Origin of the sequence: Mycobacterium sp. URHD0025 (assembly GCF_000426065.1) — a bacterium.
Classification (GTDB): Bacteria; Actinomycetota; Actinomycetes; order Mycobacteriales; family Mycobacteriaceae; genus Mycobacterium.
In genome coordinates this window covers 221,440-242,070 of record NZ_AUEQ01000009.1, presented here as the reverse complement: position 1 = coordinate 242,070, position 20,631 = coordinate 221,440, and the positions used below count along the sequence as shown (strand labels likewise).

The 20,631-nt window shown below is 68.0% G+C and carries 21 protein-coding genes and 1 tRNA gene; 7 read left to right on the top strand and 15 right to left on the bottom strand.

From position 1 onward, the window contains the following. Positions 1 to 29: 29 nt before the first annotated feature. From lfrA to H977_RS0113870, 3 genes are read right to left on the bottom strand one after another with little or no spacing between them, the layout of a single operon-like run. The gene (gene lfrA / locus H977_RS0113880; protein ID WP_029108437.1) at positions 30 to 1,559 is read right to left on the bottom strand and encodes an efflux MFS transporter LfrA; all 1,530 of its coding nucleotides are present in this window, start codon (positions 1,557 to 1,559) and stop codon (positions 30 to 32) included. Between the two features lie 32 nt (positions 1,560 to 1,591). Continuing rightward, positions 1,592 to 2,167: a TetR/AcrR family transcriptional regulator gene (locus H977_RS0113875; RefSeq protein ID WP_029108436.1), complete on the bottom strand. Its 576-nt coding sequence runs from the start codon at positions 2,165 to 2,167 to the stop codon at positions 1,592 to 1,594. 52 nt (positions 2,168 to 2,219) lie between these two features. Further along, the gene (locus tag H977_RS0113870) at positions 2,220 to 3,053 is read right to left on the bottom strand and encodes an RDD family protein (protein ID WP_029108435.1); all 834 of its coding nucleotides are present in this window, start codon (positions 3,051 to 3,053) and stop codon (positions 2,220 to 2,222) included. A 32-nt stretch (positions 3,054 to 3,085) separates the two neighbouring features. Between H977_RS0113870 and H977_RS0113865 the strand changes: the two genes are divergently transcribed. Further along, complete coding sequence (locus H977_RS0113865; RefSeq protein ID WP_029108434.1) at positions 3,086 to 4,078, top strand: stage II sporulation protein M; 993 nt, start codon at positions 3,086 to 3,088, stop codon at positions 4,076 to 4,078. 92 nt (positions 4,079 to 4,170) lie between these two features. Here H977_RS0113865 and H977_RS0113860 read toward each other — a convergent pair whose 3' ends face one another. Genes H977_RS0113860 through H977_RS33065 form a run of 5 tightly spaced genes read right to left on the bottom strand, consistent with a single transcriptional unit; the run spans position 4,171 to position 9,163 of the window. Next, positions 4,171 to 5,493, bottom strand: a complete 1,323-nt coding sequence (locus H977_RS0113860; RefSeq protein WP_029108433.1) for a DUF58 domain-containing protein — start codon at positions 5,491 to 5,493, stop codon at positions 4,171 to 4,173. After that, complete coding sequence (locus tag H977_RS0113855; RefSeq protein WP_036475914.1) at positions 5,493 to 6,467, bottom strand: AAA family ATPase; 975 nt, start codon at positions 6,465 to 6,467, stop codon at positions 5,493 to 5,495. The genes H977_RS0113860 and H977_RS0113855 overlap by 1 nt, the downstream gene beginning before the upstream one ends. Next, entirely contained in the window at positions 6,464 to 7,591 is a 1,128-nt protein-coding gene (locus H977_RS0113850; RefSeq protein ID WP_029108431.1) for a DUF4350 domain-containing protein, read from the bottom strand. The genes H977_RS0113855 and H977_RS0113850 overlap by 4 nt, the downstream gene beginning before the upstream one ends. Continuing rightward, on the bottom strand, positions 7,588 to 8,175 hold the full coding sequence (locus H977_RS33070) for a DUF4129 domain-containing protein (protein ID WP_036475911.1): 588 nt from the start codon (positions 8,173 to 8,175) through the stop codon (positions 7,588 to 7,590). The genes H977_RS0113850 and H977_RS33070 overlap by 4 nt, the downstream gene beginning before the upstream one ends. Position 8,176: 1 nt before the next feature. Further along, positions 8,177 to 9,163: a DUF7847 domain-containing protein gene (locus H977_RS33065; protein ID WP_051288836.1), complete on the bottom strand. Its 987-nt coding sequence runs from the start codon at positions 9,161 to 9,163 to the stop codon at positions 8,177 to 8,179. Between the two features lie 50 nt (positions 9,164 to 9,213). On the opposite strand from H977_RS33065, the gene H977_RS0113835 reads away from it, so the two are divergent. The 4 genes from H977_RS0113835 (at position 9,214) to H977_RS35625 (ending at position 11,628) form a co-directional block, all read left to right on the top strand. Continuing rightward, the gene (locus H977_RS0113835; protein WP_029108430.1) at positions 9,214 to 9,891 is read left to right on the top strand and encodes an SIMPL domain-containing protein; all 678 of its coding nucleotides are present in this window, start codon (positions 9,214 to 9,216) and stop codon (positions 9,889 to 9,891) included. Positions 9,892 to 9,911: 20 nt separating this feature from the next. After that, positions 9,912 to 10,376 carry a GatB/YqeY domain-containing protein gene (locus H977_RS0113830; RefSeq protein WP_029108429.1) on the top strand — a complete coding sequence of 155 codons (465 nt, stop codon included), beginning with the start codon at positions 9,912 to 9,914 and terminating at the stop codon, positions 10,374 to 10,376. Positions 10,377 to 10,457: 81 nt separating this feature from the next. Further along, positions 10,458 to 11,351, top strand: a complete 894-nt coding sequence (locus H977_RS0113825) for a manganese catalase family protein (RefSeq protein WP_029108428.1) — start codon at positions 10,458 to 10,460, stop codon at positions 11,349 to 11,351. Positions 11,352 to 11,466: 115 nt separating this feature from the next. Then, positions 11,467 to 11,628, top strand: coding sequence for a hypothetical protein (locus H977_RS35625; protein WP_196808236.1), 162 nt, complete (start codon positions 11,467 to 11,469; stop codon positions 11,626 to 11,628). 15 nt (positions 11,629 to 11,643) lie between these two features. On the opposite strand, the gene H977_RS0113815 is transcribed toward H977_RS35625, so the two are convergent. From H977_RS0113815 to H977_RS0113805, 3 genes are read right to left on the bottom strand one after another with little or no spacing between them, the layout of a single operon-like run. Further along, positions 11,644 to 12,306: a hypothetical protein gene (locus H977_RS0113815; RefSeq protein ID WP_029108427.1), complete on the bottom strand. Its 663-nt coding sequence runs from the start codon at positions 12,304 to 12,306 to the stop codon at positions 11,644 to 11,646. 42 nt (positions 12,307 to 12,348) lie between these two features. Then, positions 12,349 to 13,137, bottom strand: a complete 789-nt coding sequence (locus H977_RS0113810; protein ID WP_029108426.1) for an acyl-CoA thioesterase — start codon at positions 13,135 to 13,137, stop codon at positions 12,349 to 12,351. A gap of 36 nt (positions 13,138 to 13,173) precedes the next feature. After that, a complete protein-coding gene (locus H977_RS0113805) occupies positions 13,174 to 13,671 on the bottom strand; it encodes an SRPBCC family protein (RefSeq protein ID WP_029108425.1) in 498 nt (165 codons plus the stop codon). 77 nt (positions 13,672 to 13,748) lie between these two features. On the opposite strand from H977_RS0113805, the gene H977_RS0113800 reads away from it, so the two are divergent. Next, complete coding sequence (locus H977_RS0113800; RefSeq protein ID WP_029108424.1) at positions 13,749 to 14,888, top strand: serine/threonine-protein kinase; 1,140 nt, start codon at positions 13,749 to 13,751, stop codon at positions 14,886 to 14,888. Between the two features lie 68 nt (positions 14,889 to 14,956). Here the strand turns inward: H977_RS0113800 and H977_RS0113795 are convergent. The 4 genes from H977_RS0113795 to ponA2 form a co-directional block, all read right to left on the bottom strand. Next, positions 14,957 to 15,030, bottom strand: a tRNA-Pro gene (locus H977_RS0113795). A 317-nt stretch (positions 15,031 to 15,347) separates the two neighbouring features. Next, positions 15,348 to 16,466 carry an L-cysteine desulfhydrase Cds1 gene (gene cds1 / locus H977_RS0113790; protein ID WP_029108423.1) on the bottom strand — a complete coding sequence of 373 codons (1,119 nt, stop codon included), beginning with the start codon at positions 16,464 to 16,466 and terminating at the stop codon, positions 15,348 to 15,350. Beyond that, positions 16,463 to 17,407, bottom strand: coding sequence for a metallophosphoesterase (locus H977_RS0113785; protein WP_036475907.1), 945 nt, complete (start codon positions 17,405 to 17,407; stop codon positions 16,463 to 16,465). Before H977_RS0113785 ends, cds1 begins: the two co-directional genes overlap by 4 nt. Positions 17,408 to 17,434: 27 nt before the next feature. Beyond that, on the bottom strand, positions 17,435 to 19,885 hold the full coding sequence (gene ponA2, locus H977_RS0113780) for a transglycosylase/D,D-transpeptidase PonA2 (RefSeq protein ID WP_029108421.1): 2,451 nt from the start codon (positions 19,883 to 19,885) through the stop codon (positions 17,435 to 17,437). A 353-nt stretch (positions 19,886 to 20,238) separates the two neighbouring features. Here ponA2 and H977_RS0113775 point away from each other — a divergent pair, with 353 nt between their 5' ends. Further along, entirely contained in the window at positions 20,239 to 20,541 is a 303-nt protein-coding gene (locus tag H977_RS0113775) for a WhiB family transcriptional regulator (protein ID WP_155946658.1), read from the top strand. Positions 20,542 to 20,631: the final 90 nt, after the last annotated feature.

Here is a 20,631-nt window from a genome sequence, read left to right as displayed (position 1 = left end):
GATCACGTGTCACAACTGGCCACCGGGCGTCAACTCCGCTGAGCCTGCCTGCGGAACGCCGCCGCCACGATCGCCGCTGCCGCCAGCGCCAGCGTCGCCGCGATGATCGCCGTCGGCGCGATGCCGGAATCGAATGCCGTGCGGGCCGAACCCATCAGCAGGTCAGCGGTCTTGGCGGGCAGCTCGGCGGCCACCGACACCGCTCCGCCGATGCTTTCGCCGGCATCGGCGGCCTGCGTGGGGGTCAGCCCGGCCGGCACCTGAATGTTGTTGCGGTAGAACGCCGTGAAGATCGTGCCCAGCGTCGCGGTGCCCACCACTGCGCCCAACTCGTACGCGGTCTCCGACACCGCCGAGGCCGCACCGGATTTCGCGGCGGGTACGGATGCCACGATGGTGTCGTTGGACACCGTCTGCGAGACACCGACGCCCAGCTCCAGTACCACGAACGACGTGATCACCGCGACCACCGACAGGTCGTGACGGAAGGCCAGGATCAAGCCGAACCCGGCCGCGACGAACACCAGGCCGAAGATCATCAGCGTGTCCGGCGCGAACTTCTTGGCGGCCTTGACCACCGCCAGGCCGGCGATCATCGACACCACCGCGCCCGGCAGCGTCACCAGACCGGCCGCCAGCGGCGAGAGGCCGAGCACAAGCTGCAGGTGCTGCGAGATGAAGAAGATGAACCCGATGAGGCCGACGATCGACAAGAAGTTCGCCAAGATCGACGCGCTGAACGGCGCATAGGAGAACAGGCCCATGTCGAGCATCGGTGTGGCACTGCGGTTCTGCCGGCGCACGAACAGCACCCCGGACACGACGCCGATCGCGAATGCCGCGACGACGCTGCCCGACAAGCCGTCGTGGGCCGCGGTCTTGATCGCCCACACGAACGGCAGCATCGCGGTGAACGACAGCGCCACACCGGTCAAATCCAGCGGACCCGGGTTCGGGTCACGTGATTCCGGAACCAGCCGCGGCCCGAGCACCAGCAAGGGCAGCAGGATCGGCACCGCCACGAGAAACACCGAGCCCCAATGGAAATGCTGCAGCAGCGCGCCGCCGACGATGGGCCCCAGTGTCGAGCCCGCGGTGAAGCATGAGGCCCAGATGGCGATCGCGAGCCGGCGCGACGACGTCTCGGTGAAGATGTTGCGGATCAGCGACAGCGTCGACGGCATCAGCATCGCGCCGAAGACGCCGAGCGCCGCACGCGCGACGACCAGATAGGCCGCGCTCGGCGCGAAAGCCGCCGCGGCCGAGACGATCGCGAAGCCGGTGGCACCGATGAGCAGCAGGCGGCGCCGGCCGAACCGGTCGCCGAGCCCGCCCATGGCGACCAGCAACGCGGCCAGCACCAGTGAGTAGACGTCGACGATCCAGAGCTGGGTGGAGGCCGCGGGACGGAAGTCCTCGGCGATCGCCGGAAGGGCGAAGGCCAGGACGGTGTTGTCGATGGCGATCAGCAGCACCGGCAACATCAACACGGCCAGAGCGACCCACGATCGCTTGGGTGTTGAGGTCACCGACTGGCTGCCTTCGAGATGGGTGGACATGGGATTGACTCCAAAGGCTTGAAAAGAGGTTTTCAGCCGCGCGGGAGCGCAATGGTGCCCGCGGTCAGGCTGGTCATGATGGCGTCGACGATTTGATGGCGAGGTGTGCCGTCCTGCTTGGCGGATTCATATCCGGCGTCAAGCAGCGCCCAGAACACTCGCCGGGCCCATCCTGGGGGATATTCGGGCCTGTCGACCGAGGATCGGTTGAGTATCTCGACGATCGCCTCGTCCCCGGTATCCAGGTAGGCCGCCAGCTCGGGATCGGCCAGGATCGTCGGTTCGCTGTAGACGAAGATCACGATGGGGCCCAGGTCCAGCTGGCTTTCCACCACGCGGCGCAGCGCCGCATCGACGGGGCCGTGCGTCGGATCGGCACGGTCGATCGCGGCGTTACTGAGCTCGTGGACGTGCCGGGCCAGGGCGCGCAGCAGCTCGGTGCGCTCGGGGTAGTACCGGTGCACGGTGCTGCGGCCGACGTCGGCTGCGGTGGCGATATCGCTGAGCGAGGCCGACGGATTGTCGGCCAGGACCGTCATCGCGGCATCGAGAATCGCCTTGCGGGTGCGCTCACGCGGCCCGCTGTGCGTCGATACCGATCCGGTCATGAATCAAAATGTAGCACAATTGGGTCAAAATGAGACAGTGATGTCCCACACGCTAGCTCGGCGGAGTGAACCCGCTGGTCGGGGGCGGTGGCGGAGGGCTCGAATATGGAGGCGGGAACGCCACGGAGCGGGCCTGCGGCATCAGCCGGGCGAGCGCACGACGGTGCCGCTCGGCCAGCACGGCGGCCAGCACGTACTCGGCCGGCGCGCCCGGCGGCGGCGGGGGCGAGACGCGCGAGGCCACCTCGCCGAAGACTCGGTACCCCATCTCATGGCGTACCCGCGGATCGAGTTGCGCCGACCGGGAGAGGAACTGCCTGGCCAACTCCGCCTGCTCGGGGCCCAGTCCCGACAGCTCCAGCGACGCGGCCCACCACGCGAGCGCGGGCGGCATGACCGGAGGCGGATTCAGCTTGGGTCCGCGCTCACTGATCACCACGGTGCCGGCGAAGATGTCGCCGAGCCGCTTGCCCTTTGCCGACAGCAGGCTGCAGATCACCGCGGGCCCACCCGTGAGCATCCAGATCTCGACGAACCCGGCCAGCGCTCGGAACAAGGCCTGGCGGAACCGTTCCGGGCCGCCGTCCTCGGCCACCACCCGCAGACCCAGCGCCATCTTGCCCAGCGAACGGCCACGCGTCGCGGTCTCCATCACCACCGGATAACCCACCAGGGTCAGCACCGTGAAGATGATCAGGATCGCCGCCGACAACGCCTCGTCGAACCGGGTCAGGGTGATCGACCACAACGCCACGCCCACCACGTACGCGATGCCGATCACCACGATGTCGATCAGGGCGGCCAGCGTGCGCACCGGCAATTGGGCGATCGCAACGTCGAGGACCACGGCGTCCCCGGTGACCACCGGCGCGGGCTGCCAAACCATACCGACACACGCTACCGACTACGCTTTGCCAGGTGGATGTCGATGCGTTTGTGATGGCCCATCGCCCCACCTGGGACCGGTTGGAGCAGTTGGTAAAACGACGCCGACGGTTGACCGGTGCCGAGGTCGACGAGCTCGTCGACCTCTATCAACGGGTCTCCACGCATCTGTCGATGGTGCGATCGGCCTCGCAGGATTCGGTGCTGGTCGGGCGGCTGTCGGGGCTCGTGGCGCGGGCCCGCGCCGTGGTCACCGGTGCCCATGCGCCGCTGTGGCGGGAATTCGTCCGGTTCTGGACCGTGTCGTTTCCGGTGGTGGCCTACCGGTCCTGGCGCTGGTGGCTGGGGTCGGCGGTGGCGTTCTTCATCGTCGCCGTGGCAATGGCGCTGTGGATAGCGGGCAACCCCGAGGTGCATGCGGCCATCGGAACCCCCAGTGAGATCGATGAATTGGTCAACCACGACTTCGAGTCCTACTACAGCGAGCACCCGGCCGGGTCGTTCGCGCTGCAGGTCTGGGTGAACAACTCCTGGGTGGCCGCCCAGTGCATCGCCTTCGCGATCCTGCTCGGGCTGCCCATCCCGTACGTCCTGTTTCAGAACGCGGCGAACCTCGGTGTGAACGCCGGGCTGATGTTCGGCGCAGGCAAGGGGGATCTGTTCCTCGGCCTGATCACGCCGCACGGACTACTGGAGCTGACCGCGGTGTTCCTGGCAGGGGCAGTGGGGATGCGGTTGGGCTGGACCGTGATCGCCCCCGGCGACCGGCCCCGCGGGCAGGTGCTGGCCGAACAGGGCCGAGCGGTGGTCGCGGCGGCGATCGGTCTGGCCGTCGTACTCCTGGCCTCCGGCCTGATCGAGGCCCTGGTGACGCCGTCGCCGCTGCCGACGTGGACGCGGATCGGTATCGGCGTCTTCGCCGAACTGGTCTTCCTGGGCTATGTGGTCCACTTCGGCCGCAAGGCCGTGCGGGCGGGGGAGAGCGGCGACCTCGACGATGCGCCCGATGTAGTCCCCACGGGCTGACTTCCTCCCGCGAGCAGACGCAAACCTGCCCTCTTTTGCCTGAAATTGGGCAGTTTTACGTCTGCTCGCGGGGAGGAGTCGCGGGGAGAAAACTAGAGCTTGCCCGCAGCCTTCATCGACAGGTAGTGATCGGCCAGGGCCGGGGCCAGATCTTCCGGCCGGGCATCGACCACATCGACACCATGTCCGCGTAACCGCGACGCGATGGACCGCCGGTCATTGCGGGCCCGCTCGGCAGCGGCGGCGTCATAGATGTGCGCGGCGTCGGAGCGACCGCCCGCCAGCTGGTCCACCCGCGGATCGGCGACCGCGGCCAGCAGCACCTGATGACGTGCCGACAGTTGCGGCAGCACCGCCATCAGTCCCTCGTCGAGGGCCGAGGCGTTCAGATCGGTCAGCAGCACCACCAGTGCCCGGCCTCGCACCCGACGCAGCACCGCCGAAACCATTGCGGTGGAATCGGATTCCACCAGTGCCGGCTGCAACGGGGCCATCGCCGCGACGATCGAGGCCAGCAGTTCGGTGCGCGAGGCGCCCCATACCCCGGCGCGGGGCACCCGGTCGATGGCCAGGAAGTCGACATGGTCTCCGGCCCGCGAGGCCAGGGCCGCCAACAGCAGCGCCGCGTCCATCGACCAGTCCAGTCGCGGCCAGCCGCCAGGATCCAGCGAGGTGGGATCGACCCCGACCCGGCCCGCCGAGGTGCGTCCGGTGTCGAGCACGATCACCACCCGCCGGTCGCGCTCCGGGCGCCAGGTACGCACCACCACGTCGGCCCGCCGTGCCGTGGCGCGCCAGTCGATCGAGCGGACATCGTCACCGACCACATATTCACGCAGCGAGTCGAATTCGGTGCCCTGGCCACGGATCAGCACCGGTATCGCGCCGTCCAGCTGCCGCAACCTCGCCAGCCGGGACGGCAGATGCTTACGGGACAGGAACGGCGGCAGCACCCGTACCTGTCCGGGCAGCCGCTGCGAACGCTGCCGGCCGGCCAGCCCGAGCGGGCCGATCGAGCGCACGGTGACCAGCTCGCAGCGTTGGTCGCCCCGGCGTACCGGATGCAACCGCGTGACCAGAGAAACATGTTGTCCGGCAGCGATATTCACGTGATGGGCGCGCGGCTGAGCCGAGGCGCTCGGCGGCCAGGCGTCACGAATCGCGCCGCAAAGCCGACGGCGACCCGTGTTGTGGACGGTGAGCACCGCGTCGACCGTCTGACCCAGCCGCGCGGTGGACTCACCGCCGCGGGTCAGCTGAAGCCCGCCGACCCGGCCTGCCAGGGCGACATCGGCGGCCACGGCCGCGGTCAAGAGGAGTGCCAACACCGCGAAAGCGGTTGCGGGCCAGGGGGCCAACGCGATCGGCAGCACACAGACCAGTGCCACCAGACCGGCGCGACCCGTGAGAACCATCAGCGCGGTACCGGAACGGCGGCCAAGATGCCGTCCAGCACCCCGTCGGCGGTGGCGCCCTCCAGCTCGGCCTCCGGGCGCAGCGCCACCCGGTGCCGCAGCGTCGAGCGGGCCATTGCCTTGACGTCATCGGGGGTGACGTAATTGCGGCCCGACAACCAGGCCCACGACCGTGACGTCGCCAGCAGCGCGGTCGCGCCACGTGGGGACACGCCGAGCTGCAGTGACGGGGAATGTCGGGTGGCCCCGACGATGTCGACGATGTAGCCCAGCACCTCGTCACCGGCCAGCACCTTGCGCACCGCGTCGCGCCCGGCCGCCAGCTCGGCGGCGCCGGCCACCGGCCGCACCGCCGACAGATCGCCCGGATCGAAACCGTGAGCGTGCCGGCTCAGGATCGCGATCTCCTGATCCCGTGGCGGCAGCGGCACCGTGAGCTTCAGCAGGAAGCGGTCCAGCTGGGCCTCGGGAAGCTGGTAGGTGCCCTCGTACTCGATGGGATTCTGCGTGGCCGCCACGATGAACGGGTCGGGTAGCGGACGCGGCGTGCCGTCGACGCTGACCTGACGCTCCTCCATGGCCTCCAGAAGTGCCGCTTGGGTTTTCGGAGGTGTCCGGTTGATCTCATCGGCCAACAGCAGATTGGTGAACACCGGGCCGGAGCGGAATTCGAACTCGGCGGTCCGTGCGTCGTACACCAGGGAGCCCGTGACGTCGCCGGGCATCAGGTCCGGCGTGAACTGCACCCGCTTGAACTCCAGTTGCAGGGCCGCCGCCAGCGTGCGCACCAGCAGGGTCTTGGCTACGCCGGGCACCCCCTCCAGCAGCACGTGTCCTCGGCACAGCAGCGCCACCACCAGACCGCTGATCACCGCGTCCTGACCGACCACCACCTTGGCGATCTCGTTGCGCAGGGCCAGCAGGGCTTCGCGGGCCGGGTCTGGGCCGGTGTTTTCTGGGCGGGGCTGAGTCACGAGTGTGCGACCTGCCTTTCGATGTCGTCGAGTTGGTGTGCGAGATGGACGAGTTCGGCATCGGAGGCCGGCGGCGGGCCGAACAGAATGTGGCCGGCCGCGTTCGTGGCAGTGCCGCAGCGTGCGGCGACGGCGGCCGCGACGGCCTGCGGAGGCGCCGCGGCGTTCAAACCGAGCCGCGGCAACAGCCGGCCGATCGCCGCGGTGCGCAACGCGTCGGCGGCGCGGTCACGAGCCCGTCGGGAGCGGTACAGCCGCCCACGTCCCTCGACGGTTTCCGACGCGCGGACCACGACGGGCAGCGATTCGGCGACCAAGGGGCCGAGACGGCGGGCCTGCGCCACCGCCAGCAGTGCCACCACCAGGCACAGTTGCAGGACGATCCACCGGATCTGCGGCGGGATCAGATCCGACAACTTGCTGTCGCCGCTCGAGCTGGCCTCGAAATGCTGTGGTGCATACCAGATCACCCGTGGCGCGGCGCCCGCCAGATTCATCGCCAAGGCGGCGTTGCCCTCTTTGAGCAAACGTGAGTTCGTCATGAACTCGCCCGTTCCCACCACGGTCACGGTGCGCGGCCCGTCGTGGTAGCGGGCCAGCGCGCCGCCGTAGCAGAGCATCACCGGCGTACTCCCGGCAGCGGCATAGGTATCGGTGGTACCCAGCTGGGTCCTGCCGGCCCGGTTCGCCTCGGGCAGTTCACAATCCGGCTCGCTCCCGCCGAACTCCGTGGGCGTGTCGAGCCTGACCTGCGAAGCGAGCTTCTCCCGGGTGTGGCCTGCGGGCGCCACGAGCAGCAGATCGCCCGGGGCCTCGGTCAGCCGGTCGATGGTCTCGTCGCCGGCCAGGAACATCGTCTGCGCGACCACCAGCAGGGTGCCGGGCCGGGCGGCGCGGCGCACCTCGTCGACGTCGTCAGCGGTGATCACCTCGACACCGTGATCGCGCAACAGGCTGACCAACGCGTGCGTCCCCTCCGGTGACGTCGACTCCGGGTCCATCGCCCCGCCTGGGCGCGGCGCGGTGAGGTAGACCGTGAGGACCGCCACCGCGACGATGACGGCGAATGTCAGCAGCACCCAGCGAGCGGTGCGCAGACGGGGCTTGACCGAACGGGTGCTCATCGCGCGCGGACCTCGTCGAGGGCCGCGATCGTGCGGTAGGCGGACTCGGTGCCCGGCTGTTCACCATAGGTGACGTCGTTGAATATGGTTGCCGCCCTGAACAGTTCAGCCGACAAGCCGGGCAGGGCCGCCGCGGCGTCGCGGGCGAGTTCGGTGGCGGTGCGGCCCGGGACCGCGGCGAGCACCCCGGTCTCTTCAAGGTGACGGGCCAGCGCGCGGACCCGGTGCCGGATCGCGGCCGACCAATCACCTTGTGCGGCATATTGTTCGGCGATCGAGCGGTGTTGCGCGGCGCTGAGCTCCTGGCTGTCGAACAGGGCCTGGTCCGTGGTCCGGGAGGTCCGCATCGCGCGACGCGCGATCCGCACCGCGACCACAACGGCCACCACGACGAGGATCACCAGCACCGAGATGGTGAACCAGCCGCCGGGGATCCTCGATCCGGCGGCGGTGATCCGGTACAGCAGATCGTTGAGCCACTCGCCGATCTGATCGGTCGGCGAAGCCCGGGGATAGATGGGCTTGGCCAGTTCGTTCTGCGCGGCGTCGTGCGCCGCGTCACGGTCGATGTCGATGCTCGTCACCTCAGAAGTACCGGGACAGCCACAGTTGGTCGGTGGTCTCCACCGGGGCGGTCGCGCCGGTCTGCAGCATCAGATCGAACGCCTCGGCCCGGAACCGGCGATCGGCATACAGCAACACCACGACTCCCGCGCTGAACGGTGCGGTGACGATCTGTCCGATCGCGGACCCGACGGCGCTCAGGATCAGCGCCGGCAGCGTGGGACCGTCGGCGGCCATCGACATGATCTCTCCGGCCACATTGAACGGCGCACCCACACCCCAGCCGATCACCGCGGCCACGATCGTGGCCAGCAGCCAGATGCCGAACACCCGCCAGAAGTCCTTGTTCACCAACTTGAATGAGCGCTTGACCGCCGCGACGATGCCGAGGTGTTCCAACACGATCACCGCCGGGGCGAACAGCAGAACCGTCGACACGTAGAGCACCCCGATCAGGGCGAGCGGCACCAACGGCGCACCTACCGCGAACGCGGCCAGGCCGCCGCCGACGGTGCCGGCGCCCGCGATCGCCACCGCCACGACGGCGACGACGACGACGAACGCCAGCGCCTGCAACGCCGTCAGCCCGATCAGCGCCGGCAACCGGCTCCGCAGCCGTTGCCAGGCCTCACCGACGGAGATGCCCGCACCGAACACCGACCTGCCGATCACCACCGTCAGCATGCCGCTGAGCAGAAGCGAGGCCAGTGTCGTGACGACGATGCCGGTGAACGCGCCACCGGCGAACGCCGCGATGGTCCCCGATGACGGCGCCTCGCCCTGCAGCGAGGGGTCGAATTCGCCGAGCGCGGACAGCGGCCCGATTTGCAGTGCGAGCGTGACGATCTGTGAGGCGAGGACAACCACGGTGGCCAGCCCCAGCGTCGCCTTCGGGTTGGTGCGGATGTAGGCAACCGCGCCGTTGAAGATGTCGGTCAGGCTCAGCGGACGAAGCGGGATGACGGTCCCTGCCGAAAAGTGAGCAAGGTATGGCCGAGCGCTCGTCATGCTCCCCATCCTGTCCTCCCGGGTCGCCGCTCAGCAACTACGGTGGGGACATGCCGACCGAGATCATCGTGCGCGGATCGTTTTCCGCCTTCCAGCCGCCCGAACGGGCGACCGTCCACGCCACGCTCGGCTATGAGGGGCCGGCCATCGAGCCGGTGTACGAGCGGGTCGTCGGTGATCTGGATGCGGTGAAATCCTCGATCACGCCGCTGCACAAGCCCGACTCGGGGCCGGTCACCTGGTGGTCCACCGGCCGGGTGCGCACCTGGGCCAACCGGCCATGGAACAAGGAGGGCAAGCAGCTGCCGCTGGTGCACCACGCCACCGTCGACATCAAGGTCAAATTCAGCGATTTCACCGCGCTGTCGCGGTGGGTCGGTGAACACGTCACCGGCACCGTCGGGTTCTCGCTGTCGCGGATCGAATGGGCACTGACGGCCAAGCATCGTGACGAGCTGGTGAGCCAGGTGCACACCGCTGCCGTGCAGGATGCGGTGACGCGGGCCCAGCGCTACTCCGATGCCCTGGGCCTCGGAAAGGTTCGTCCCGTGGCGATCGCAGACGCCGGAATGTTGGGGCGCAGCCCCGAGGGGCCGTCCGGGCCGGGAATGGTGCGGGCGTTGGCGGCGCCCGCGGGCGGCAGCGGAGGGCCCCAACTCGAATTCGCCCCCGCCGATATCGAGGTCTCCGCCTCGGTCGATGCGAAATTCCATGTGGGCCAGCCGTGACCGCGGCGTAGGTTGACGCTATGGCCGAGCTCAAGGACAAGCTGCGTGCGGATCTGACCAGTGCGATGAAGTCGCAGGACAAGTTGCGCACCGCAACTCTGCGGATGGTGTTGGCCGCGATCCAGAGCGAGGAGGTCTCGGGCAAGCAGGCCCGGGAGCTGTCCGACGCCGAGGTGATCGCGGTGCTGGCCCGCGAATCGAAGAAGCGCGGCGAGGCGGCGGAGATCTACACCCAGAACGGCCGGGGGGAACTCGCGGCCGGCGAGCACGCCGAAGCCCGCGTGATCGACGAGTACCTGCCCACTCCGCTGACCGACGCCGAACTGGCCGACGTCGCCGATACCGCCATCGCTCAGGTCGCCGAACAGAACGGGGAGCGCCCGGGCATGCGTCAGATGGGCCAGGTGATGAAGGCCGCCACGGCCATCGCGGCAGGGAAGGCCGACGGCGCGCGGTTGTCGGCGGCGGTCAAGGCGCGTCTCTAGGCCCCGCAGGGAGTTTGAGGCGGTAGGTGCCGGGTACCCGCTCGCATCCCTAGCCGTCGATCAGCCCTGGAGGTACCCGGCATGTTTGTTCACAACAAGGATTTGCAATTCGAGGTTCGGGTCACCGAACCGGATCCGCGCTTCGCCACGCTGCTGCAGGAGCAATTCGGCGGCGCCAACGGCGAATTGAAGGCCGCCATGCAGTACTTCACCCAGGCGTTCGTGCTGCGGGAGAAGAATCCGAAGATGTACGACCTGTTCATGGACATCGCGACCGAGGAGCTGTCCCATCTCGAGATGGTCGGTTCGATGATCACGATGCTGCTCGACGGGCTCAATGACGACTTGAAGATCGCCAACGAGCGTTGTGACTGGATGCCGGCGGTGGCCAGCACGGACGGCCGGGACCAGATCATCCACGGAGTCGCGGCCAACCCGCTCTACTTCGCCCTGACCGGCGGCGGCCCCGACGTGAGCAATTGCGCCGGGGTGCCGTGGAGCGGCTCGTACGTCAACTCGAACGGTGATCCGTCGGTGGACCTGCGCAGCAATCTGGCCGCCGAATCGCGGGCCAAGATCGTCTACGAATATCTCAAGCAGTTCACCGACGATCCCGGCGTACAGGACACCCTGACGTTCCTGATGACCCGCGAGGTCACGCACTTCCAGCAGTTCACCGCGGCGCTCAATGACCTGCCGGTGAACTTCCCGCCCGGGCAGCTGCCGGGAGACGACCGCTTCCAGAACGTCGCGTTCAACATGTCCAACGGGCACGGCAGCGTGCGAGGGCCCTGGAACGAGGGGCAGGGGCCGTGGGTCGAGGGCATGGAGTGGCAGTACGTCGAGAAGCCGGAGAAGGACTGGCTCGGCAGCGAGGCCCGGAAGAACCGCGGTGCCGAGGACAATCCCGACGGCGTCCCCGCCGTGCACGGCGAAAAGCCGTTCACCCATGAACAACACACCGCTACTGCGTGATTGAAAGCCGACGGCCGGTGCCCGGGCAGGGAACCGGCCGTCGGCGTGCGTCAGAGTTGATGCACATGCCCCTGGCCATCGGGTTGAAACCCACGGCGGCGGGTATCTCAGCTAGATGCCAACGGGTAAAGGGATCTACGACGGAGAGCACCGGGAGGATCGCGGCGGCGAAGGTGACAAGGGCGATGCCGCACAGCGGGCTCGTGCCAAGAACGTGCCGGAGGACACCCCGGACGTCGACACCACCGAGAGCACCAGCCAGGAGCCGCCCGACTGAGCGCCGCGCGCGAGGCTATTCAGCGGAACGCCCGACCCGGCTGCTGTGGTACGCGCTGCGGCGAACGTCGGCCAGCCAACTGGGCACCAGGCGGACACCGTCGGCCTCATGCAGCGCGGGATCGAAAGAGACGTCGCGGCCGTGCGGCAGTTTCTCGAGCAGCGACAACCGGGCCAAGGGCTCGAATTCGCCGGTGGCGGGGGATTGTTCGATGTCGAACCGGATTCCACCACGTTCCAACTGACTGTTCACGCTGTCGAGGCAGAGCCCGCCGCCGTCGAACTCGGTGGTCAGACGAGCCCGCAGCCACCACAGTGCACCGTCGAATCGCAGCGGCATCACGCTCGAGAACGTGATCCCAGCCCAGGAATTGGCCGGCCACAACACAAATCGATTGCCGGCCAGGGTCGAGGCCAGCAGCACATCCCACGGAGTGCCGGACAGTTGCGGTGGCATCCGCCAAGCCAGGCCGGCGATGTCCGGCACGGAATCGGGTGTCCCGATCCCTTTCGACAATCTGCCGACGACATCGCACGAGTAGAGCGGCAGCCCCCTACCGGATGGCGCGGTGCGCTCGAGGGTGCCGCGTGCCAGCACGCCGCTCGGGTGGAACAGTCGCCGGTGCCGCACGGCAGCACCGATCTCGATCGGCCAGGACGCGACATCGGAGATCTTCATGCCACCGACTGCCCGCCCCGGCGGCCTTGCAAACGTGCCGGGCTAGATGCGCCAGAGTGCTTCTTGGCTGACGCTCGCGATCAGCGCACCCGCGGCGTCGTAGAGCGAGCCGCGCGCCAGCCCACGCGAATCGTTGTGGTTCGCCGACTGCAACTCGTAGCGGTGCCAGCCGTGAGGGTCGAAGGGACGATGGAACCAGATCGAGTGGTCCAGGCTGGCGGCGAAGCCGAGGTCCGACCGCAGCGGCACCGTCGGAGGTAGTGCCGACGGGACCGGGCCGAGGTCGGACAGAAACGTCAGGGTGCACGCCCGGATCAGTGGATCGTCCTCGATCTCGTCCTGCGTGCGGATCCAGAACGGAGGGAGGGCGAACTCCGAGGTGTCGTCGGACATGGTGCGTAGATCGAACTTGTCCCCGAAGTCCATGACGTCGAGCTTGGGGGTGGCCGCGTCGAATTCCAGCGCAGGCGCAGCATCGGGGGACCAGTCCAGGCCCGGCTCGGGCTGATGGAACGAGGCCATCATCTCCAGGATCACTTTCCCGTCCTGGCTGGCTGTGATGTGCCGGGTGGCGAATGCACGTCCATCGCGGGTGCGGTCGACGTGGAACTCGACGTCGGCGTTGTATCGGCCACCACGTACGAAATAGGCGTGCAGCGACTGTGGCAGCTTGCCGTCCTCCACGGTCGCCCCGCCAACCCCCAGTGACTGCGCCGCGATCAGGCCGCCGAACAGCCGCTCGGTCGCACCTCGGCGCGGCTGGCGAATGCAGAAGTCATCGCCGTGGCGATCGAACTGCAACAGTTGGGCGATCCAGCTCAGCGCGGCCATCGGCCGAGGCTATCAACTGCTTGGTTGGGACCGCGCTCACACCTGCCCGGCGAAGTAGCGCTGACCGTCGGAGGCGAGTCGCCCGAACGCCGCCTTCACCACCGGCGCCAAGCCCTTGAACGGCCATGCGAACAGCGGCTTCGGTTCGAGGGCCACGATCCAGGTGAACTGCGTCTGCCCGTCGCCGGCGGGCTCTACCAGGTAATCCTCGGCGAACCGGCGCAGCGACGGGATATTGGCGTGATCGACGGTGAACGAGTAGCGCCGGCCCTCCTCCCAGCGGAAGAACGTCTCATGCACCCGCACCACGCCGGGCGTCAGCGTCACCTCACGCGAGGTCCCGACACCGAAGGGCCTCGGCGCCAACCACTTCACCTTGGTGACCGACGGCCCCCATGCGGCCAGGGACTCATCGGACACCAATGATTCCCACACCTTTTCGGGTGGTGCGGCGAAGCGCTTCTGATAGGTGAAGATATGCGGAGCCGTCGTGAAGAAATCGGCATCGGCGGGTTCCAACGTGAACCGGGGCATGGTGCCAGCATGCCGCACGACGGCACTGCGGGATACTTGGATTCAGGCGCATACCGCGCATACCGGAGAGGAGCGCTATGACGGCGGCGCTCGGCGGCCGCTACGAGCTACGCGGCGTGCTCGGCCGCGGCGGCATGGCCGAGGTGCACGATGGCTGGGACACCAGACTGTCGCGTCCGGTCGCGGTCAAACTGCTCTATCCGGAGCTGGCCGCCGACGAGGTGACGCGTCGGCGCTTCGAGAACGAGGCGCGGGCCGCCGCCGCACTGAACCACCCGAACATCGTCGCGGTGCACGACAGCGGTGAGGACGACGGGACGCCGTACATCGTGATGGAACGGCTGCCCGGCCCCACTCTGGCCGAGGAGATCGCGGCCGGCCCGCTGTCGGCCGACCGCGTGCGCTGGGTACTGACCGACCTGCTCGCTGCGTTGACCGCCGCCCACGGTGCGGGCATCCTGCACCGCGACATCAAGCCCGGCAACGTCCTGATCACCAGAACCGGCGCCGCCAAGCTCGCCGACTTCGGGATCGCCAAGACCGACGGGGCCGCCCACACCCGCATCGGCATGGTCTTCGGTACCGCGAATTACCTGAGCCCCCAACGGATCACCGGCCAGCCGGCCTCGCCGTCGGACGATCTGTACGCGCTCGGTGTCCTCGGTTACGAGGCATTGACCAGGCGGCTGCCGTTCGAGCGTGAGACCCCGGTGGCCACCATGCGAGCGGTGCTCGAAGAGCCGCTGACGCCGATCGCGGTACTGCGCCCCGACGTCGATCCGGCTCTCATCCACGTCGTGGAACGGGCGATGTCGCGTGATCCGGCGTACCGCTTCGCCGACGCCGCGCAGATGCGGGCCGCGCTCCACCCGGCGCCTGTGCCGCCGGCTCGGCCCCCGACCCTGATGCTGCCCCCGTCGCAGCAGCTACCACCACCGCCACCTCCGCCGCGGCGTTCGCGCGTGCGGATGGCCTTGCTGACCGCGGGCCTTCTGGCCGGTGTGGCGCTGGCGGCCATCCTGTTGATCTCCGACCCGCCGCCGCAGCGCACACCCGTCACGCCGGTCACCACCAGCGTCGAGCCGACTGTGCCGGCCGTCAGCAGCGTGCCCACTTTCACGCCGACCCTGCCCGAGGACGAGTGGGATCAGGGCGGCAACGGCAACGGTCATGGGAATGGCAAGGGCCACGGCAAAAAGGGCCATCCGCATGACTGAGCCTGTTCCGACCCGATAAAAAGCAAGGCCCAGACCGGATAACTTTGGTCTGGGCCTTGCTTGCACTGTCGGGGTGGCGGGATTCGAACCCACGACCTCTTCGTCCCGAACGAAGCGCGCTACCAAGCTGCGCCACACCCCGCGTGAAGCTCCGACAGCGTATCGCACCGGGTACCTCGAAAGCCAAACGCCCAGCTGGCCCCAGATGCCCGTCGTGTGTGCGCCGATTTCTACCCCAGGGTCGCGCTTCGCCTGGATGGCGACCCCTAGGTAGAAATCGGCGAGTCGTTGGCCGCGCATCGCGACCCATGCGTAGAAATCGGCGAACCAGCGGCGCGGGAAGGGAAGGAACTCACCCGTCGGCGGCGTTATAGGATCCATGACCGTCTTGGGAGCCTTCATCTACCTGGGTTTCTTCGCCCTGGCAGCGTTGTGGCTGTTCGTGACGGCCGAGACGGATCAGGACCAGCTGCCCGAACGCTCGAATTCCGAGAGCAGCTCCGCGGACTCCGACAGGTCCAGCCCCTGGGCCTTGAGCCAGTCCGCGTCGAAGTAGGTGTCCGCGTAGCGGTCGCCGCTGTCGGCCAGCAGGGTCACCACCGAGCCGCTGCGGCCATGCGCGATCATCTCGGCCAGCAAGCCGAACGCGCCCCACAGATTGGTTCCCGTCGACGGGCCGACCCGGCGGCCGAGGACCCGGCTGGCGTGATGCGCCGCGGCCACCGACCCAGAGTCGGGGACGGCGATCATGCGATCGACCACGCCGGGCAGAAACGACGGCTCCACCCGCGGCCTGCCGATGCCCTCGATACGTGAGGACGCTCCGGTGACGACGTCGTCGCGGCCCTGCTCGTAGCCGGGGAAGAACGCCGAATTCTCCGGATCGACCACACACAACCGCGTGGCGTGTCTGCGGTAGCGGATGTAGCGGCCGATCGTCGCGCTGGTGCCGCCGGTGCCCGCTCCGACCACGATCCACTCCGGGACCGCATGGGGTTCCAGCCGCATCTGCTCGTAGATCGACTCGGCGATGTTGTTGTTGCCGCGCCAGTCGGTGGCCCGCTCGGCGTTGGTGAACTGGTCCAGATAGTGCCCGCCGGTCTCTTCGGCCAACCGGTGCGCCTCGGCATACACCTGTGATGACTGGGCCACGAAATGGCAACGGCCACCTTGGGCTTCGATCAGCGCGATCTTCGAGCCACTGGTCGAGGCGGGCATCACCGCGATGAACGGCAGGCCCAGCAGGGCCGCGAAGTAAGCCTCGGACACCGCCGTGGACCCCGAGGACGCCTCGATGATCGTGGTGCCCTCACCGATCCAGCCGTTGCACAACCCGTACAGGAACAGGGAACGGGCCAGCCGGTGCTTGAGGCTGCCGGTGATGTGGGTGGACTCGTCCTTGAGATACAGCGCCACATCCACGTCCGGCCCGAGGCTGCCGGTCCAGGCCGTCGGCAGCGGGTAGCGCAACAGATGCGTGTCGGCGCTGCGTCGAGAATCCGCCTCGATCAGCCGCACCGCATTGTCGACCCACCGACGTGGCCGGGGGTGCGACGCGGTACCGGCCGGCCGGCTCACCGGGCCGAGACGGTCGGGCTGGATTGCCCGGCCCTGGTCCCCACATGCCCACCGCCGGTCGGTGCCGCGACGAGCGTCAGCAGAGTGGCCTCCGGACGGCAGCAGAACCGCATCGGCGCGAACGGCGACGTGCCGATGCCCGCCGACACATGCAGCTGCATGTGCGATCCCCACTTGGACGCGCCTTTGGCCCGCGAGCGGTCAAGCTCGCAGTTGGTCACGAGGGCGCCGTAGAACGGGAGGCACAGTTGCCCGCCGTGGGTGTGCCCGGCCAGCACCAGCTGGTAACCGTCAGCGGCAAAACGATCGAGCACCCGGGGCTCGGGAGAGTGAGTCAGCCCCAGCGTCAGGTTGGCCGCGCCGTTGGCCCGCCCGGCGATGGTGTCGTACCGGTCGCGCTTGAGGTGCGGATCGTCGACGCCGGCGACCGCGATGTGCAGCCCGGCCACTTCGACGTCACGGCGGATGTGAGTCATGTCGAGCCAGCCGCGCTCGGTGAACGCCGCGCGCAGGTCCTGCCACGGCAGCGGCTCTCCATGCGAGCGATGCTCCGGGTTGGTCAGGTAGTTCAACGGGTTCTTCAGCCGCGGCGCGAAGTAGTCGTTGCTGCCGAACACGAACAGCCCAGGTGCCGACAGCAGTTCACTCAGCGACTGCACCACCGCGGGCACGGCCTTCGGATGCGCCAGATTGTCGCCGGTATTGACCACCAGGTCGGGTTCGAGGCGCGCCAGATCGCGCAACCAGGCCTGCTTGCGGCGCTGGTTGGGACGCATGTGTAGATCCGACAGATGCAGCACGCGCAGGGGCGAGGAGCCCGGGGCCAGCACCGGCATGGTCGCTTCCCGCAGCACGAACGCGTTGCGCTCGATCAGGGACGCGTAGCCGATCCCGGCTACCAACGAACCGGCGGTGACGGCGGCTGCCTTCTTCACTGACATGCCCGCCAGCCTACTGCGAACCAATGCTCACGGGGGTGGTGGCGGCCCGAGCACCGGGACGGTGATCGGCGGCAGGCCCGGGATCTCGACGACAGTCTGGCCGATCTCGGGCGGCGGCCCGCCCGGGAACGGGAACGCCACCGGGGGCGGCGGCGGAGCCGGCGGGATTCCGTTGCTGACCTGGATCGTGATGATCGAGCCGGGAATCGTCTGCCCGGACGGCGCGGTGCCGACGACGGTGCCGTAGCGCGAGCTGCTGTTGACCGAGGCGGCGCCGTCGGCCACCTGGAAACCGGACTCCTTGAGCCGCTGGCGCGCGGCCGTCTCGTCCAGTCCGGTCACGGTGGGCACCACCGAGCCCGGGCCGCCGTCGACGTAACGCGGATCGGTCGGTGGCATGGCCACCGGACCGAAGTTGTTGGCGATCGGCTTCAGTGCGGTGAACCAGGTGCGGGCCGGCTCGTTACCGCCGAACAGGTCGCCGTCCCCGCACTGGCGCAGCGGGAACGAGCACAACTCCCCGGGGGTGGAGGAATCGTCGTAGATGTAGTTGGCCGCGGCGTACTGGTTGGTGAAACCCAAAAAGCCCGACGAGCGGTGCGCCTCGGTGGTCCCGGTCTTGCCCGACATCGGCAGATCCCAGCCCACCGAACCGGCCGACCCCGACGCGGTACCGCCGGCCTGGTCGTCCTTGCTCATCGCATTGGCCAAGGTGTTGGCCAGGCCCTCGGGCACCGCCTGATCGCACGTCTCGGTGGTCACCGACACCTCATTGCCATGCCGGTCGAGCACCTGGGCGATCGGGTTGGGCGGGCACCAGGTGCCGCCGGAGGCCAACGTCGCCGCCACATTGGACAACTCGAGTGCGTTGACCTCGATGGGCCCCAGCGTGAACGAGCCGATGTTCTGCCGTTTGACGAAGTCGGCCAGGCTCTCGTTGCTCTCGGGGTCGTAATCGCGGGCCGTACCGGGCAGCGCGTAGGAGCGCAGCCCCAGTTTGACCGCCATGTCGACCGACCGCTGCACGCCGATCTGCGAGATGAGCTTGGCGAAAGCGGTATTCGGGGAGGTGGCCAGGGCATCGGTGACACTCATCGAGCCCCGGTAACCGCCGGCGTTCTTCACACACCAGGTGTCCTTCGGGCACCCCGGGGTGTCGCTGCTGCCGAGCCCCTTGGCCTGGAAGAACCCGGGCACCGGCAGCTGGGTGTTGATGCCCATCCCCATGTCCATGGCCGCGGCCGTGGTGAAGATCTTGAAGATCGATCCGGCGCCGTCGCCGACGAGTGAGAACGGTTGCGGTTGCATCGTCTCGCCCGCATCGGTGTTCAGGCCATACGTGCGATTGCTGGCCATCGCCAGCACCGGGTGGGTTTCCTTACCCGGCTTGACCACGCTCATGACGCTGGCGATGCCGGGGGCATCGGGTCGGGCGATGCCGTCGATCGCCGATTTCACCGAACCCTGCACATCGGGATCCAGCGTGGTCTTGATCAGATAGCCGCCCTTGGCCACCTGCTCTTTGGACAGGCCGGCGCGGGCCAGGTATTCCAGCGCGTAATCACAGAAGAACGCGCGGTCACCGGCGGCGATGCAGCCGCGCGGCAGCTCGTTGGGTTGAGGCAGGATGCCCAGCGGCTGCTGCTTGGCCGCGCGCAGCGCCTCGGCCTCCTGCGGGATGTTGTCGATCATGGTGTCCAGCACCAGGTTCCGCCGGGCCAGTGCACCGTCGGGATTGGTGTAGGGGTTGAGCGCGCTGGTGGACTGCACCATGCCGGCCAGCAGGGCGGCCTGCTGCCAGTTGAGCTCAGAGGCGTTGACGCCGAAATAGGTCTGTGCGGCGTCCTGAACGCCGAACGCGCCGTTGCCGAAGGAGACCAGGTTCAGATAGCGGGTCAGGATCTCGGGCTTGGTGAACGTCTTGTCCAGCGTGAGCGCCATCCGGATCTCGCGCAATTTGCGTGCCGGTGTGGTCTCGATCGCGGCGCGGCGCTCGGCATCGGTCTGGGCCACGACCAGCAGCTGATAGTTCTTCACATACTGCTGCTCGACCGTCGAACCGCCGCGGGTATCGGTATCTCCCCGCATGTATCCGGTCAGGCCGGTCAGCGTGCCCTGCCAGTCCACGCCGTTGTGCTCGGCGAAGCGCTTGTCCTCGATCGAGACGAGGGCGAGCTTCATGGTGTTGGCGATCTGATCGCTGGGCACCTCGAAACGGCGCTGTGAATACAGCCAGGCGATCGTGTTGCCCTTGGCGTCGACCATGGTCGAGACCTGGGGGACCTCGCCGTCCACGAGGGCGGCCGAACCATTGGCCACCACGTCGGAGGCCCGGTTCGACATCAGGCCGATTCCGCCCACGACGGGGAACATGAATGCGGCCGCGAGCACGCTGGCCAGCAGGCAGCACCAGGCGAGCTTGATGATGGTGACCGCTTGGGGAGGCTGCGCGGGCGGTCGTGTCGGCGGCTCCGGCATGGGTACAGAGTAGCTATCTCGCCGGGGCCGGTTCCCCGCGAGCGGGGCGTAGCGGCATATCGCGCTTGCCTGCAGAAATACCGCAATGCGCGCGGACACCGGTCAGACGGCACGGCCGTCCCAAAAAAGTGGTTCGCAAACTGTTGCGTAAATACCCTCTGACCACCTAGCTTGGACACACAGTGCGATCCAGGTAACACGGGCTGGCGCAATGTGGCGTAGATCGCAACGGCGTTCTACACCGGAAGGTTCAACGCCCGCCATCTGGGGAGATGGCTGGAACGAAGGGATCGCTGGTGTCAGGTACAAGAACTGTCGCAGACAAGACGAACGCTTCCGCCCCAGCCGCCAACTTGGTCCAGCGAGGTGAGGGCGAAGCCCGGATCGCCTGGGTTTCCCAGGCCAGGTGCCGTCAGGCCGATCCCGATGAGTTGTTCGTCCGCGGTGCTGCACAACGCAAAGCCGCGGTGATCTGCAGGCACTGCCCCGTGATCCTCGAATGTGGTGCCGATGCACTGGACAACCGCGTCGAGTTCGGAGTGTGGGGCGGAATGACCGAACGTCAGCGTCGTGCGCTGCTCAAGCAGCATCCCGAAGTCATCTCCTGGGCAGAGTTCTTCGCCGCCCAGCGCAAGCACCACCGCAGCGCGGTCTAGGCCCCATGCCCCGCGCGGGCTTTCCTCCCCGCGCGCCAAAGTGCAGCCGACGGTAGTGTATTCGGTTGTGGCACATGGTAATCAGCAGCA

Coding starts and splice junctions, on each gene's coding strand:
- lfrA (WP_029108437.1), bottom strand. CDS start 1,559: ATGTCCACCCATCTCGAAGGCAGCCAGTCGGTGACCTCAACACCCAAG.
- H977_RS0113875 (WP_029108436.1), bottom strand. CDS start 2,167: ATGACCGGATCGGTATCGACGCACAGCGGGCCGCGTGAGCGCACCCGC.
- H977_RS0113870 (WP_029108435.1), bottom strand. CDS start 3,053: ATGGTTTGGCAGCCCGCGCCGGTGGTCACCGGGGACGCCGTGGTCCTC.
- H977_RS0113860 (WP_029108433.1), bottom strand. CDS start 5,493: ATGGTTCTCACGGGTCGCGCCGGTCTGGTGGCACTGGTCTGTGTGCTG.
- H977_RS0113850 (WP_029108431.1), bottom strand. CDS start 7,591: ATGAGCACCCGTTCGGTCAAGCCCCGTCTGCGCACCGCTCGCTGGGTG.
- H977_RS33065 (WP_051288836.1), bottom strand. CDS start 9,163: ATGACGAGCGCTCGGCCATACCTTGCTCACTTTTCGGCAGGGACCGTC.
- H977_RS0113835 (WP_029108430.1), top strand. CDS start 9,214: ATGCCGACCGAGATCATCGTGCGCGGATCGTTTTCCGCCTTCCAGCCG.
- H977_RS0113830 (WP_029108429.1), top strand. CDS start 9,912: ATGGCCGAGCTCAAGGACAAGCTGCGTGCGGATCTGACCAGTGCGATG.
- H977_RS0113825 (WP_029108428.1), top strand. CDS start 10,458: ATGTTTGTTCACAACAAGGATTTGCAATTCGAGGTTCGGGTCACCGAA.
- H977_RS35625 (WP_196808236.1), top strand. CDS start 11,467: ATGCCAACGGGTAAAGGGATCTACGACGGAGAGCACCGGGAGGATCGC.
- H977_RS0113815 (WP_029108427.1), bottom strand. CDS start 12,306: ATGAAGATCTCCGATGTCGCGTCCTGGCCGATCGAGATCGGTGCTGCC.
- H977_RS0113810 (WP_029108426.1), bottom strand. CDS start 13,137: ATGGCCGCGCTGAGCTGGATCGCCCAACTGTTGCAGTTCGATCGCCAC.
- H977_RS0113805 (WP_029108425.1), bottom strand. CDS start 13,671: ATGCCCCGGTTCACGTTGGAACCCGCCGATGCCGATTTCTTCACGACG.
- H977_RS0113800 (WP_029108424.1), top strand. CDS start 13,749: ATGACGGCGGCGCTCGGCGGCCGCTACGAGCTACGCGGCGTGCTCGGC.
- H977_RS0113785 (WP_036475907.1), bottom strand. CDS start 17,407: ATGTCAGTGAAGAAGGCAGCCGCCGTCACCGCCGGTTCGTTGGTAGCC.
- ponA2 (WP_029108421.1), bottom strand. CDS start 19,885: ATGCCGGAGCCGCCGACACGACCGCCCGCGCAGCCTCCCCAAGCGGTC.